Consider the following 14603-nt stretch of genomic DNA (forward strand, 5'->3'; position numbering starts at 1 on the left):
CTTAACCGCAATCAGCGCAAGGAATCAACAGGGGGGACCTCGAAGGGTTTAGGGAAGAAATGTCGAAATAGTAAGAAATATACAACGGACAATCTGTGATGGGGATGCTAAATGAGTCTATTAAAAGAGATTATCCTGCAAATCTTCTTCGCTTTAATCCCTTTTGTCGCATTTAATATCTACTACCGCGATAAAATCAGAAACTACAGCCAGACTTTTATTCTCCTCACGAGTTCACTCTGTCTGTTTCTCGCCATGACCTTTGCATCCAATGTCGTAGACGGAGTCATCTTCGATATTCGCTACGTCATCATGTTTTTTGGACTGGTTTACGGCGGTGTCCAAACAGGCATTATCCTTCTCGTCGAATTTGTCATTTACCGGTTGTACCTAGGCGGGGAAGGAATGCCGGTCGCGATGATCATCTTGGCCTGCACCTTCTCTTTATCCCTTCTCTTTTACAAATTGTACAAAGCGAATTACCGCAGAACGTTTGTTACCTTTCTGGCGGGAATTGCCTTTTCGGTTATTCCCTTGGTGCTTACGTACTCCTTTTTTCCGAACGACGTGAAGGAGCACCTCGCCTACCACCTGATCGTCATACCGATGCAAAACTCGCTCGGCACGTGGCTCCTGCTTACTTTGTTTGGAAAATCCGTAGCAGATAAAGAAATGTTCATCAGGCACGCTCAAAACGAGAAAATCGAAACAATGAGCCATGTGGCGGCCTCCCTCGCTCACGAGGTGCGAAATCCGCTGACAGCGGTTAAAGGCTTTTTAAAACTGATTCAAGAAGACCATAAACATCTGCCCAAGCTTGAACAGTACATCAACATCTGCCTCGGCGAGGTTCAAAGGACCGAGCTCATTCTCTCGGAGTATCTCTCCATTTCCAAACCGTTGACCGCCCGCCATGAGGTAATCAACTTCTCTGAGCAGCTTTACGTGATTCGGGAGGTGATGTCTCCGTACGCCAACATGCACAATGTCGAGCTGGAGGTCCATGCTCCCGACAGTCCGGTACCTGTTCTGGCAAATCCGGACGAAATCAAGCAGGTGCTGGTTAACTTCATTAAAAATGCGGTCGAAGCGTGCTCGGAGGTCTCCGACGCAAAAGTGATCCTCAGGCTGTCGTCCGAGGAGGACCGCGTCGTTCTGAAGATCAAAGACAACGGCATCGGCATGACTGAAAGCCAGATGAAACGGCTCGGCTCCATTTATTTTTCCACGAAGTCAAACGGTACCGGACTCGGGCTTACGTATTCCTATCAAGTGATACACGCCATGGGCGGGACGGTGACAGTGGCAAGCAAGCCTGGAGCAGGAACGAAGTTTACGCTCATTTTTCCCGAAGCCGAGCAAGTCGGTTGACCCTGATCGCACATGGGAGGGACTTCTATTTATCTACCTTCCATATATTTCGCTGTTCACTGTATGCAGCAACCGGTCCCCGGACAAACCGCGCAAAATGTTTTCCGCCATCGCCATTTTTGTTCTCGTCGCGATGCTGGCGCTGCCAATATGCGGGGCAACCACTACATTGTCCAGCTCCAATAGCGGATGGTCCGTACTGATCGGTTCAGTCTGAAAAACGTCCAGTCCGGCCGCCCAGATCCGCTTCTCCTTCAACGCTTTATACAAGGCTTCCTCGTCCACGTTTGTGCCACGCGACGTGTTGATGAAAATCGCGCTGCGCTTCATCAGCGAAAACTCCCGCTCTCCCATCAGCCTTCGCGTGTCTTTTGTCGCCGGGGCCATCAGGATGACGTAATCCGACTCCAGCAGCAATTCTTCCAGTTCACAGTACCGGGACCCCAGCTTTGCTTCCGCCTCCGGCCTGCGGCTGCGGTTGTGATACAAAATGGACATGTCAAAGCCTTTGGCGCGTCTGGCTACCGCTTCGCCGATCCGCCCCATGCCGATGATCCCGATCGTTGCCCCCCATACGTCTTGTCCGGTCAACAGCATCGGGGACCAGCTCTTCCACCTGCCCTCCCGCACGAACCGGTCGGCCTCCGGTATGCGTCGGGCCGTTGCCATCAGCAGCGAAAACGTAAGGTCGGCGGTCGTTTCCGTCAAAACGCCAGGGGTGTGGCCGACGGGAATGCCGCGCCTGGTCGCCTCCGCCACATCAATGTTGTCATAGCCTACCGCCATCGTCGCGACCACGCGCAAGAACGGAGATGCATCGAATACCGCCCGATTGATCGAATCGGATACATTGGTGAAGATCGCTGCCGCGTCTTGTACTTCCCCCAGCAGCACGTCTTGCGGTATTTGCTCTTCCTCAGAATCCCACATGTATACCTCAGCTCGTGCTTGCAGCAGTTCAAGCGCTGGCTGGGGAATTTTTCTCGTTATCACAATTTTGTCTTTCACCGTACATTCCACCTCCGGTATGGAAAGAGACAGCAGGGTCATCTCGACTGCTGTCTCGTTTGGTGCATTATCTGCTTCCTCACTTTATACGCGCTTCGGCGCCAATTCGATCGCCTGCCGAAGCGCTTCTTTCAAACTGAGCTCATCGGCAATGCCTTTTCCGGCGATGTCAAAGGCAGTCCCGTGATCCACGCTGGTACGGATAATCGGCAGGCCGACTGTAATGTTCACGCCCGCCTCCAATCCAAGCACCTTTACCGGACCATGGCCCTGATCGTGGTACATCGCCACCACGATGTCGAAATCGCCGCGCACCGTCCGGAAAAACAGCGTATCCGCAGGCAGCGGCCCCACCGCCTGGATGCCTTCTTGCTGGGCCTTTTCCACAGCGGGAACAATTTTTTCCTCCTCCTCGCCGTAGCCGAACAAGCCGTTCTCCCCCGCATGTGGATTGATGCCGCAGACACAGATGCGCGGCTGGGCATAGCCTGCTTTTTGCAGTGTCTCATGGGCCAGCTTGATCACCTTGTAGACACGTTCTGCATTGATCTTTTTCACCGCGTCGATCAGTCCGATGTGCGTGGTCACGTGAATCACTTTCAGCTTCGGTGCGGAGAGCATCATGGAGTAATCTTCCGTCCCCGTCAATTCCGCCAAAATTTCGGTATGACCCGGATAAAGATGACCGCCCTTGTGCAATGCCTCCTTGTTTAACGGCGCCGTGCAAATCGCATCGATCAGTTTCTCATTTGCAAGCGAAATGGCCTTTTCCAGATAGCGAAAGGCAGCGTTGCCAGCCTCCGCCGAAACAACTCCGAACGGAAGATCGTGAGGCAGCAGATCCAAATCCAGACATTCGACAATGCCCGGTTCAAACGCGGCTTTCTCAATAGATGAGATCGAGCGCACGACGAGGTCCGAGCCTACGACTCCTTTGACACGCTCCAGCATTTTCGCGTCGCCGATCACGAATGGACGGCACGCATCGTAAATCGCTCGATCCCGGAGCGCCTTCATGATGATTTCCGGACCTACCCCGGCAGCATCCCCCATCGTGATCGCGATAATCGGCTTGTTGTTGATCGTCATAGCCGTTTTCCTCCGTTCTTTCAAAAGTCGCCGCTACAGCGCTTTGCGCAGAAGCTCTTCCAGGCTTTTCTGGGTTGGCACACGGGGGTTGTTGCGGATCAGCCGGTTGATGCCGAGCGATTTGCTGGCGATCTCGGCCAGATCCTCTTCTTTAATGCCGATCTGGGAAAGGCGGGTCGGCAATCCGATCGCTTCGACCAGCTTGAATACTTCCTGCCAGGCCACCTCTGCCAACTCCTTTTCCGTCTTGCCTGCCGGGTTCACCCCGAACGCCAGCGCGATTTTGGCCATTTTTTCCTGTTCCACGTCTGTGTTGTACGCCATGACATAAGGCAGGAGCAATCCGGTCACTTCACCATGCGGCGATTTGACCAAGCCGCCGATCGGATATGCCAGCGCGTGGGCAGCCGCTGTTCCCGCATTGGAGAAGGCCATGCCGGCAAGCAGGCTGCCGAGCAGCATGTTTCCGCGTGCCTCCAGATTGCTGCCTTGCTGAACCGCCAGGACGAGATTTTTCGCGATCAGTTCGATGGCTTTATACGCCAGTGCGTCGGCAAGCGGCAGCGATCCCTGGAACAGCAATTCGCCTTCCGCCCGAATGTAGCGAAAATCCTTCGCCGTATACGCTTCGATTGCATGCGAAAGCGCGTCGATGCCAGAGCAGGCAGTCACGTACGGAGGCAGGCCGACGGTCAGCTCGGGGTCGAGCAAAGCTACCGCTGGGCGCAAATAGTTGTCCGAAATGCCGATTTTCAGATTGTTTTCCAGGTCAGCCAATACGGCAACGGAAGTCACTTCCGAACCGGTCCCCGCTGTAGTCGGGATCGCGATCAATGGAGCGATGGGGCCGGGCACGCGGTGCTCGCCAAAGTAATCGGACGGATGTCCGCCATGGGCCATCAGCAGCGCTACCACTTTGGCCAAGTCGATGCTGCTCCCGCCGCCCAGACCGATAATCGCGTCCGTATCCATATGCGCCTTGGCAAATTCATAGCAATCGATCGCCGTTTGGATCGGCGGTTCCGGAACAGCCTGATCGTAAACGACCACCTGATACTGCGCTTCTTCCAACAGACGGAGCACCTTATCGGCGATCCCCGCCCCCTTGATGCCGGGGTCTGTGATCAAAAAAACATTTTTCGCTTTGATCCGCTGCAAAATCTTGTCCAGCTCGCGAATCGAGCCATTCCCGTATACGATCCGCTCTGTAGAAAAGAACTCCCATGTATGTCTCATACCCGCTTCTCTCCTCTTCCCTGTCGATTAAGACAGATTGATCACGACAACCCGCTCTTCCGTCATTTCCTCCACTGCCCAGCGCGGGCCCTCCTTGCCGATGCCACTGTCTTTCACTCCGCCGTATGGCATCACGTCAGCACGGTATGTCGATACGTCGTTGATGATGACTCCGCCGAACTCCAGTTCATGGACAGCGCGCATCGCCAGCTGCAGGTTGGCTGTAAACAGACCGACCTGCAGTCCAAGTCTGCTGTCGTTTGCCTGGCGGAACGCATCCTCGATGTCGTCGAACGGAATGATGCTGATTACCGGAGCAAATACCTCCTGGCAGACCACTTTCATCTCAGGCGTTACATCCACCAGTACGGTCGGGTAAAGAACCGCTCCTTCCCGCTTTCCTCCGCATGCCGCTTTTGCCCCTTGTGCGATGGCTTCGCTGATCCACGCTTCTGCCCTTTTCGCCTCTTTTTCCGAAATCATCGGACCGACATCTGTCGCCGGATCGGTCGGATCCCCCACCTTGAGCGAGTGAGCGACCTTGACCGCCTGCTCCACGAAGCTGTCGTACACGTCGCGGTGCACGTAAACGCGCTGAACGGATATGCAGGCTTGCCCGGCGTTCGAAAAGCCGCGTGTGACGCACAATTCGGCTGCCTTGCCAAGGTCTGGCGCATCCCGGTGGACGATGTTGGGCGAGTTGTTACCCAGCTCCAGCGTGACCCGGCGGATGCCCGTCGTACTCTTGATGTGGCGTCCCACACCAGGACTGCCTGTAAAGGTAAACATCGCGATGCGCTCGTCCTCCAGCAAATATTGACCCGTTTCCGGACCAAATCCGTTCACCACGTTGAGAAAGCCCGCCGGGAGCCCTGCTTCTTCCAGAATTTCGGCCAGCTTCATGGCGATGATCGGCGTCATTTCCGCCGGCTTCAGCACAATCGTATTGCCCGCCGCAAGAGCAGGGCCGACCTTGTGCACCGTCAGGTTGAACGGGAAGTTGAACGGAGTGATGGCTCCGATCACCCCCACCGGTACCCGAACGGTAAAGGCCATCTTGTTTTCATTTCCCGGCTGGCCGAGCGGAACGCCTTGCCCAGCGATTCGCTTCGCCTCCTCCGCAGAAGCGATCAACGTCTGAATGCCGCGATCGATCTCTCCCCGCGCGTCTTTGAGGACCTTGCCTACTTCCGCGACCAGAATCAGGGCCAGCTCCTCCCTGCGCTCTTTGATGATGTCCGCCGCGCGCATGAGAATTTCATAGCGCTCCACCGGACTCAGCTTTTTCGTATGAAAGGTATGAAGAGCACTCGTTACCGCTTTCTCCACGTCTTCCTTTGACGCTTTGCTGACACGAGCAAGCTCTTCTCCCGTATATTTGTTCATCACGGCGAACATATCATCATTTACTTGCCATTTCCCGTCAATATAGTTTCCGTACACGGTGGTGCCTTTTCCAGTCTGTGCTTGCATGGCGTACACTCCTCTCTTTTTTTGCTTGATCTTACGGATGGTGCTGCATTTTTGGCAGGTAGCCCTGATCGTCAAACTCCAGCTCCGCCAATTCTCCCACCACTTCCACATGCGGCAATTCGGCCACTTCCGGCAGCAGCGCCTCCGATACGTAGAGGTACTCCAGATGAAGTGTACTCGGAATCCGCATGATGCGAGCTTTTTCCGGCTCTACGCCCCAGTTGGCGCGCAGCGCTGCAGCTAACGCTGCCCGGTCGCTTTCGAGCACGATCGGAATGCTCGCCCGGGCAAGGAATGTGCTGGTGATGACATTCTCATTCATCGCTTTGAAGTCAAGCTTGTCAAAGAAACGCTGCGTGGTCAGATCAGCCAGGCCGATGCCAAGCCCATTGCCGTGCGACGCCTCGGAAAGATCGCTGGCGATGATGTACTTGATGCGCGGCGACTGGGGTTCAGGCGTCCCCTGAATCCGCAGCCTGCCGATGATATTCGTGTCCATTCCCGTGCCGCTGTAGTTCTTGCCCACTTCATCCACGATCAAAATGTCGATCTCTTCTGCGGGCAGCTTTGGCATCAAGGCCGCTGACTCTGCCAAAAGCTCCCGCTCCCTGGCTTCAATCTGTGCCGTCGGGATCGCTTCGATCAGCGCCGTCTGTTCAAACGCATTTTCCACGATGGCGATGCCGCAAAGAATCTTTGTACGGGCCAGCATGACCCGCGCCACTTTGGGCATGATGTCGCGGATGCCTGTCACCCCGTGACTGTGGATCAGCAAGGCTTGCTTGTGTTTTCCAAGCCCGATGGCGGCCATTTTCATCAATCCGCTTTCAATGCCGATCGGCGATTTGAAATCGGTATGCACCTTTACCCGCCCCATCAGGATGATCCCGTCCGCTGCCAGAGCGTTCTTGTCCACGTAAACCGGCATGCCCTCTTCTGTCTGGCCGATCTGCTCCACTTCCATCGAAGAACGGATCGGCGCTCCGCAAAAGGCCTCCGTTATCCCCAGGCTCTCCAGCACTTCCACCTGTCCTTTTGCCGTCGCGCCTCCATGGCTGCCCATCGTCGGCACGATGAACGGTTCAGCTCCCATCTGCCTGAGCTCGCGGACGACAGCCCGGATGATCAATTGGATGTTAGCAATGCCCCGGCTGCCCGCTGTAATGGCTACCTGCATCCCCGGCTTGACATTCTGCTTCAGCCCTGCGCTGTCGAGCTGCTTGCTGACGGTTCCGTCAATGTCCGCAACGACTGGTCCCGTGAATCGTTGTCTGATTTTGATCATTTTTGGAAAGTTCATGGTACAAATATGCGCCTCCCGCTTTGAACTTACGTCGTTATTTCAACAAGCTCGGCAACCAAGTGGAGATCGCCGGTACATAGGTGATGATCAGAATGTCGACGATCAGCATGATAAAGAACGGAATGAGCGCTTTCGTCAGCTCCTCCAGCTTGATCCCGGCGATCTGGCAGGCGACAAACAAGTTCACTCCTACCGGCGGCGTTACCATCCCCATCGCCAGATTGACGATCATGATCATGCCGAAGTGAACCGGATCAATGCCAAGCTGAACGGCGATTGGCGTCAACAGCGGCGCCAGAATGATGATTGAAGCAGACGTTTCAAAGAACATGCCGACAAAGATCAGCAGCAAATTGATCAAGGCCAGGAAGATAATCGGATTGTCGGAAAAAGCGGTAAACGCGGCGGCAATTTTTTGCGGCACCTGTTCGCGCGTCAAAATCCAACCGAACATTCCTGCCGCGGAAATGATAATCATGATGATCGACGTCGTAATTGCCGACTTGGAGAAAATCTCCACCAATTGCTTCCATTTGACTTCACGGTACACAAACACGCCGACGATCAATGCATACAGGACGGCGATCACTGCCGCTTCTGTCGGTGTAAAGAACCCCCCGTAAATTCCGCCCAGGATAATGACCGGCATCAACAGGGCAAGCAGCGCTTCTTTGAACGCTTGCCAGCGATGCGACCAGGTAATGCCCGTCTCGCCTTTGTAGCCGCGCCGCTTGGAAATGTACCAGCATACGAGAATGAGCGAGCCGCCGATCATGATCCCAGGAAGGAATCCCGCGATAAACAGATCGCCGATGGACACTCCAGCGGAAATACCGAACAAGATCATCGGAATGGACGGGGGAATAATGACCCCCAGCTCTCCGGATACAGCCTGTGTCGCTCCGGCAAAGCGGATGTCGTATCCCTTCTTCACCATCGCCGGAATCAGGATCGAGCCGATCGCAGCAGTAGTCGCCGCGCTGGAACCGGAGATCGCGGAGAAAAACATGGCCGTCACGACCGTTACCACTGCGAGGCCTCCCGTCATTCCCCCTGCCAGCGAATTGGCAAAGTTGACGAGCCTGCGGGAAATACCCCCCGACTCCATCAGCGAACCGGCGAGGATGAAGAAGGGAATCGCCATCAGCGGAAACGAATCGAGTGCGGCAAACATCCGCTGGATCAAAACGATGAGCGGCATCGATCCGTCGTTCATAAAAGCGACCGTGGAAGCAAGGCCGATAGACAGAGCGACCGGCACGCTCAAAAGGAGCAGCACCAATAGCGAAATCATCATGACAGCTGCCATCGTTATTCAGCTCCTTTGAAAAATTCGCGGTTCATTTTTCCGGTGACCACCTCGATCAGAACCGCTATCGAATTTAGCAACATGAACACTCCGCCAATCGGCAGCGATGCATACGGAATGGTCATGGGGATTTTCAAACCTGGGGAAAGCTGTTTTCCAACATGGGCAAGCATTTGAAAACCATACACGATTAAGACGACGAAAAAGACCATGGAAACGAGCAATACAATGATACGAAGCACCTTTTGCAAGTGGGCGGGAAGGCGTTCTGCGATTGCCTCCACTCCAATCAATGCACTGTAGCGAACAGCCAGAGATGTTCCAATCAACACAAGCCAAATCATTGCGTAGCGAGCGAGCTCCTCCGTCCAACGGGGGATATCGATATTGATATAACCGCTCAGCAAGCGCGCAACCACCTGGTATACGATCAATGCCGTCATCACGGCCAGAAGCAATGCAATTGCGTAACGCAACACCTTGTTTACACCGTCAATCGCTTTTACTATCGCCTGCAAAAGACTTCACCCCACCTTATGAATCGGCGGATAGGTCCCCCTATCCGCCTCCATCAATCTCCAGACCTTACTGAGTATTGCGAATTTTCTCGATCAGCTCTTTGCCGAATTGCGGTTCGTATTTTTCGTAAACGGGTTTCACTGTATCAACAAACGGTTGCAGGTCCGGATTTTCCACGATTTCCATGCCTTTGGACTTCAGCTCGCTCAAGTACTGCTTCTCCATCTCGGCCACGGTTTCACGCTCGAATTTCCCTGCTTCCAGCGCCGCTTCTTCAATCGCCTTTTGCTGTTCTGGCGAAAGCGCATCGAATTTGGCCTGCGACATCATCAGGATCGAAGGAGAGTAGAAGTGGCGAGTCAGGGACAGGTGCTTTTGCACTTCGTAGAAACGGGAGGTCATGATAACCGGAATCGGGTTCTCCTCCGCATCAATCGTTCCTTGCTGCAGAGCCGTAAACAGCTCGGTGAAAGCCATCGGCGTCGGCTGTGCGCCCATCGCCTTGAAGGAATCCATGTGGATGTCGTTTTCCATCGTACGGATCTTGAAGCCCTTCAAATCCTCTGGCTTCGTGACCGGATGGGCGTTGTTGGTGACGTGGCGAAACCCGTTTTCCCACCAAGCAAGCGCTTTCACACCCATGCTGCTTTCAACCTTCGCCAGCAAATCGGTTCCCACTTCACCATCCAGCACTTTGTGTGCATGATCAGCGTCGCGGAACAGGAACGGCAGGTCCACAACCGTTACTTCCTGTACAAAACCGCTCATCGGACCAGTCGAAGAAAGGACCATGTCAATGGAGCCGACATTCAGACCCTCGATCATGTCGCGCTCTCCGCCAAGCGCACCGTTCGGGAAGGTTTCAATCTTGACGGAGCCATTGGTTTTGCTCTCTACCAGTTCTTTGAACTTCTCCAGACCCACCTGGTAGTGGGATGTGTCGGCCAGCGTGTGACCTACCTTCAAAGTGACTGCTTCACCCGAAGCGGCTGCTTGCTGTCCGCCGGCATTTCCGCTGTCAGCAGGTTTTGCCTCGCTGCCTCCGCCGCCACATGCGGTCAAAAGAACCATAGTCGAGACGACCAGCGTGCTAAACATTTTTTTCATTCTTCTATTCCCCCTCTATCAAAGTCGTTTTGTATATTTTTTCCACGGCATGCACCAAGGAAAAACGATTGCCAAATGCTCCTGCCTTGGTCACGACAAGCAGCTTGTCCGCCAAACCGCCGATGATGACGGAAAGCGGAATGCCTTCTTCCACTTCACTTACGATTTGCAGTGCTTCTACACCCAGGTGCAGGCAGGTACGGTAGGCAATATCGCCGCCGGTGAGAACAAATCCGCTCAGCATGCGCCTGGCAAACACGCTTTTCCCCACTTCTCCCAGGAAATCCGCGATCGCGTTGCCGACTGCAAAACCGCTTTCTCCCGTGCGTTCCATCCACTCTGCAACTGCCCTTCGCATGCTTTCGGAAGAATCTGTACTCAGTACGGGCACAAGCTGATCGTCAATGCTTGATACGATCTCTGCTTCTACCCGCATCCTTTCCTGATAAGCAGTCTCTTCGTTTAATAGAGCCAGCGGATCGGCCGTCACGATGCGGAACTTCGGCAAGCCCCTCAGTACCTCAATCTGCTCCGCCGTAATAGCGCTTACACTTCCGGCAATCACGAAAACAGGAGCATCAATCGCAACGCTTTCCCCTTTGTCTGTAAATTGAAGCGGTTTCAAATTTCCTCGGGGGGCAAGCTCATTGGATAATGCATCGGCAAGCCCCGCAGAGCCCACCCACAGCACGCGCTTACCGGAAGCAACCAGTGCTTCTGTCGCCTTTTGCATATCCGACTGGTCAAAGGCGTCAAAAACGATCAGCCGCAAGCCCGCTGCATGTTGACTGTTGATTGCAGCAACCAGCCTGTCGCGATCGCCGCGAACCGTTCTTACATCGATATGTCCCACCGCCCGGCTCGTTTGTTTGCCCAAAAGAGTCGGCAGATGCGATTCATTCACAGGCGATTTTGGGTCGCGGGCGAACTCGGTGTCTTCGAGCAAAACCTGGTTGACCAAGTGATAACCGCCGATCGTCGTCCGGTTGTTGGCCGGATACGCCGGAATAATCGCCGCCAGATCGAACGGCCCGTCATCCATGAGTGCGTTGATTTCAATCCCCACATTCCCGCGCAGGGTTGAATCGATCTTCTTGTAGACGCAGGGAATGGTATGGAGATGCAAATGTGCCGCCATTTCCTTGTTTTTTGCATATGCCTCCGCCGGATCAAGCGACCTGGTCTCCGCGTTGATAATCCAGACGTCAGCTGCTTGTCCGCTTTGACGCTTTGACGGATCAAACAGCGATACAGTCCGAAAGCCTTTCTTTGCAAACTGCACACCCGTATCGTTTGCTCCGGTCAAATCGTCCGCGATAACGACTATCCTAGCCAATCAAACAATCACCTCTTTGCTGCATGGCACCCGTTCGAGCCGATCACCTCTTCAGCACCTCGCACAACTTCATGTGTTGCATAATTAAAATACACGAATTAGTTGCAAAATTCAATACTAATTTTTTCGATTCTTCGATTCATTTTGCAACATTTTAAGAAAACTGATGATTCCCATAACAAAAAGCAACAAGCTATCTGCTCGTTGCTTTTTGAAGATTTCCGTCTATTCGCTTGTCGTTTGCTTTAATTTTCTCCACAGTGTCGACCGATTGATCCCCAGTCGTTTTGCTGCTTCCGACTGGTTCTGCCCCTCTTCCTGCAGCACGCGCCAGATCACTTCCCGCTCGATTTCCTCCAGTGTTTTTCCGCTGATGTCAATCCCGCTTCCCAGCGATTGGGCGTCTGCCGTTTTGTCTAGCTCGGTTACGATATGCTCCGCTTCCATCCGCTCGATGAAAGGACCTGTTGCAGCATGGCACATTTTCTCAACGGCTGATTTCAATTCCTGAATATTGCCGTACCAGTCGGCCCTCTTTAACAAATGAAGCAATTCCGGGCGCACCCCGACGATCTGTTTCCCGGATCGGGCATTGAAAGAAGCGATGAACCAGCGAACCAGGTCGTCGATGTCTTCTTTTCGCTCGCGCAACGGCGGAATCACGAGGGAAAACCCGTTGATCAGGTGAAATACATCTTCGCGGAAGCTGCCATCCTCGATACAATTCTTCAAGTTTCGGCCGTTGGCGCAAATAACCCGAACATCGACGGGTATCGGTGTTGTACCGTTGATTCGGCTCACCTTGTTTTCCTGCAGGACATTGAACAGCATCGCCTGCACAGATAGCGGCAGCTTGCCGATAGCGTCGATGAACAGGGTGCCGCCATGGGCCATTTCAAACGCCCCGCGCTTGATCAGCGCTCCTTCGCTCCCGAACAGCTCCAGAGGTAGCTGCTCCTCCGTATAGGCCTCGCAGTTGAAGAAGACAAACGGAAAGTCCTTTCGACGTCCCGCATTGTGGATCGCCTGGGCGAGACTTTGCTTGCCTGTCCCCGGTTCCCCGTAAATCACCACGGGCAATTCGGTTTGGCTTGCTTGTATCGCTATTTTCAGCGTCTCTTTCATTTTGTCCGAACCTGCCACAAGCTGGTTGAAATGCATGCTGGCCCGGTGCTCAAAGCCCGTGATGGACTGGCGAATCTGCGACTCCGCTTTCTGTATCCGGCGTGCGGATGAAATGACCGCAAACCCGCCGTCCTCTTGCTCATCTAGCAGCAGCGCTTGTTTGGTGAGCAGCGCTTTTTCACCGTTTAACGAGACTACTTCCTCTGCAGACCGCTCTCCTGTTTTCAACACGCTGTCCAAATTCAACAGCGGATGAAGCTCTTCGATCTGTTTGTCCAGCGCATGCTCAGATCTGATCCCGAACAATTCCTCTGCCTGCTGGTTAAAGACGAAGACGCGTCCCTCCCTGTCAGCGGCAACGATGCCTTCCGGAAAGCGCTGAATCACGGCCTCCATCCGCTGCCGCGCCGCTTTTTCGCGCCGGGTGTAATACGCCATATGCACTGCTTCGGAAATCGACTCTGTCACCGATTCCTTTCCCGAGGTAATCAAGATCGCCTGCAAGCCCATCCTCGTTGCCATCGAGGTGGAAATCACGTCGCCGATAATCACCTGGACGCCTTGGGCCAGAGCCAGCTTCAAGCCGTTTTCGATTTCTTCCTCCTGATCAATGGGAAAAAAGGTCAGGTTCATATCCAGCAGCGTTCCGATCGCATCGGCGCCCTGGATCGTGTTCAGGTAGCTCATCAAGCCGACTTTGCCAGTGTAGCCCTTGACCAGCGTCAAGGTCCGCAGAATATCGTAGCCGGATATTTTCACTTCCACCACCGGCAGATTGCAGTGCTTTCGGAGCAGGCGAGCGGTCGCCCCCCTGCTGATGATCACGTCATATCCGTTCTCTTCAAGGCTCTTCGCCAAGGCCAAGCCTTTGTACAGGTCGCCTACTTCCACATCCAGTTGAGCGCCGCTTGGCATGTCCTCTTTTACTTCGAGAAAAACATCGCGCATCCCCGGATACGGGGCAATTACCAGGATACGAGTCAAGAAAAACCCCTCTTTTGCGCAACATATCACCATGCTCCATGTTGCAATTTGATACATACAGTGTACAAGAATTACTTTTCCCTTTTCAATAGGGGGTGGGAAATTCTCTTGGACGAGCATTGATTTTCCGTTCAACCCCTGTAGATGAAACAGAAAAAACCTCATCGTAAAAGCCATGAGGTCCGTCTGCCCCAGATTATTTGCTCCTGTCTCGCTGGGAGAGGTAGATTCCGATGGCGATCCGGCCGACAACACTGAAGGTGAGTCCCGCTCCCGCAAAAATGTAGATCATGGTAAATATTTTTCCCTCGTTCGTTTGCGGAATAAAGCCGGCATGCCCCACTGTCGTCAGGGTTGTCACACAAAAATACAAAGCATCGAGAATGGAAAGCCCTTCCGCATTATGATAAAAAATAGTGCCAGACAGCAGCAAAAGGACGACCAGCGTAAAAATAACCTGAAAATCTTTTTCTTTGAAAGCATGCAGCAAGCCTTTCAGCATGCGTGTCAGAGTCAAAAAAAATGAAATCATGGCAGGTGCTCCATTTCCGGCTGAATTCCATTTTACACCAGCTCGTTTTGCCTAAAATTGTTCCCCCCTGTCTGCAAAAATATCCAAGGCTTTCGTGGCCTAGCAGCGCCTTCCCCGTTGGGAGTTCCCTCTGTCGGTGTCTGGGCTTCCCATTCTGGCCCGAGGGCTTCCACAATAATCATCGGAAAGGCCGAGTTCTTCGTCCCGAAAG

The 14603-nt window shown here is 53.7% G+C and carries 12 protein-coding genes; 1 reads left to right on the top strand and 11 read right to left on the bottom strand.

The features are described from left to right. Positions 1 to 111 precede the first annotated feature (111 nt). Entirely contained in the window at positions 112 to 1371 is a 1260-nt protein-coding gene (locus tag NSQ24_RS17805) for a HAMP domain-containing sensor histidine kinase (RefSeq protein WP_003386437.1), read from the top strand. A gap of 33 nt (positions 1372 to 1404) precedes the next feature. On the opposite strand, the gene NSQ24_RS17810 is transcribed toward NSQ24_RS17805, so the two are convergent. The 11 genes from NSQ24_RS17810 to NSQ24_RS17860 form a co-directional block, all read right to left on the bottom strand. After that, complete coding sequence (locus NSQ24_RS17810; RefSeq protein ID WP_322630255.1) at positions 1405 to 2379, bottom strand: D-glycerate dehydrogenase; 975 nt, start codon at positions 2377 to 2379, stop codon at positions 1405 to 1407. 84 nt (positions 2380 to 2463) lie between these two features. After that, complete coding sequence (gene pdxA, locus NSQ24_RS17815; protein WP_031932757.1) at positions 2464 to 3468, bottom strand: 4-hydroxythreonine-4-phosphate dehydrogenase PdxA; 1005 nt, start codon at positions 3466 to 3468, stop codon at positions 2464 to 2466. A gap of 33 nt (positions 3469 to 3501) precedes the next feature. Next, on the bottom strand, positions 3502 to 4704 hold the full coding sequence (locus NSQ24_RS17820; RefSeq protein ID WP_003386440.1) for a hydroxyacid-oxoacid transhydrogenase: 1203 nt from the start codon (positions 4702 to 4704) through the stop codon (positions 3502 to 3504). A gap of 27 nt (positions 4705 to 4731) precedes the next feature. Then, positions 4732 to 6177 (bottom strand): aldehyde dehydrogenase family protein, encoded by a 1446-nt coding sequence (locus NSQ24_RS17825; RefSeq protein ID WP_024985646.1) that lies wholly within the window; start codon positions 6175 to 6177, stop codon positions 4732 to 4734. Between the two features lie 31 nt (positions 6178 to 6208). Beyond that, positions 6209 to 7477: a lactate racemase domain-containing protein gene (locus tag NSQ24_RS17830; protein WP_172920806.1), complete on the bottom strand. Its 1269-nt coding sequence runs from the start codon at positions 7475 to 7477 to the stop codon at positions 6209 to 6211. A 37-nt stretch (positions 7478 to 7514) separates the two neighbouring features. Then, entirely contained in the window at positions 7515 to 8789 is a 1275-nt protein-coding gene (locus NSQ24_RS17835; RefSeq protein ID WP_003386444.1) for a TRAP transporter large permease, read from the bottom strand. A 2-nt stretch (positions 8790 to 8791) separates the two neighbouring features. Beyond that, positions 8792 to 9307 carry a TRAP transporter small permease gene (locus tag NSQ24_RS17840; protein WP_003386445.1) on the bottom strand — a complete coding sequence of 172 codons (516 nt, stop codon included), beginning with the start codon at positions 9305 to 9307 and terminating at the stop codon, positions 8792 to 8794. A gap of 67 nt (positions 9308 to 9374) precedes the next feature. Next, entirely contained in the window at positions 9375 to 10415 is a 1041-nt protein-coding gene (locus NSQ24_RS17845; protein WP_031932754.1) for a TRAP transporter substrate-binding protein, read from the bottom strand. A 4-nt stretch (positions 10416 to 10419) separates the two neighbouring features. Then, positions 10420 to 11751, bottom strand: a complete 1332-nt coding sequence (locus NSQ24_RS17850; RefSeq protein ID WP_172920807.1) for a four-carbon acid sugar kinase family protein — start codon at positions 11749 to 11751, stop codon at positions 10420 to 10422. A gap of 225 nt (positions 11752 to 11976) precedes the next feature. Then, positions 11977 to 13860 (bottom strand): PrpR N-terminal domain-containing protein, encoded by a 1884-nt coding sequence (locus tag NSQ24_RS17855; protein ID WP_339166326.1) that lies wholly within the window; start codon positions 13858 to 13860, stop codon positions 11977 to 11979. 196 nt (positions 13861 to 14056) lie between these two features. Beyond that, complete coding sequence (locus NSQ24_RS17860) at positions 14057 to 14392, bottom strand: potassium channel family protein (protein WP_003386449.1); 336 nt, start codon at positions 14390 to 14392, stop codon at positions 14057 to 14059. Positions 14393 to 14603: the final 211 nt, after the last annotated feature.

The sequence above is a fragment of the Brevibacillus sp. FSL L8-0520 genome (assembly GCF_037963895.1).
GTDB lineage: Bacteria > Bacillota > Bacilli > Brevibacillales > Brevibacillaceae > Brevibacillus > Brevibacillus borstelensis.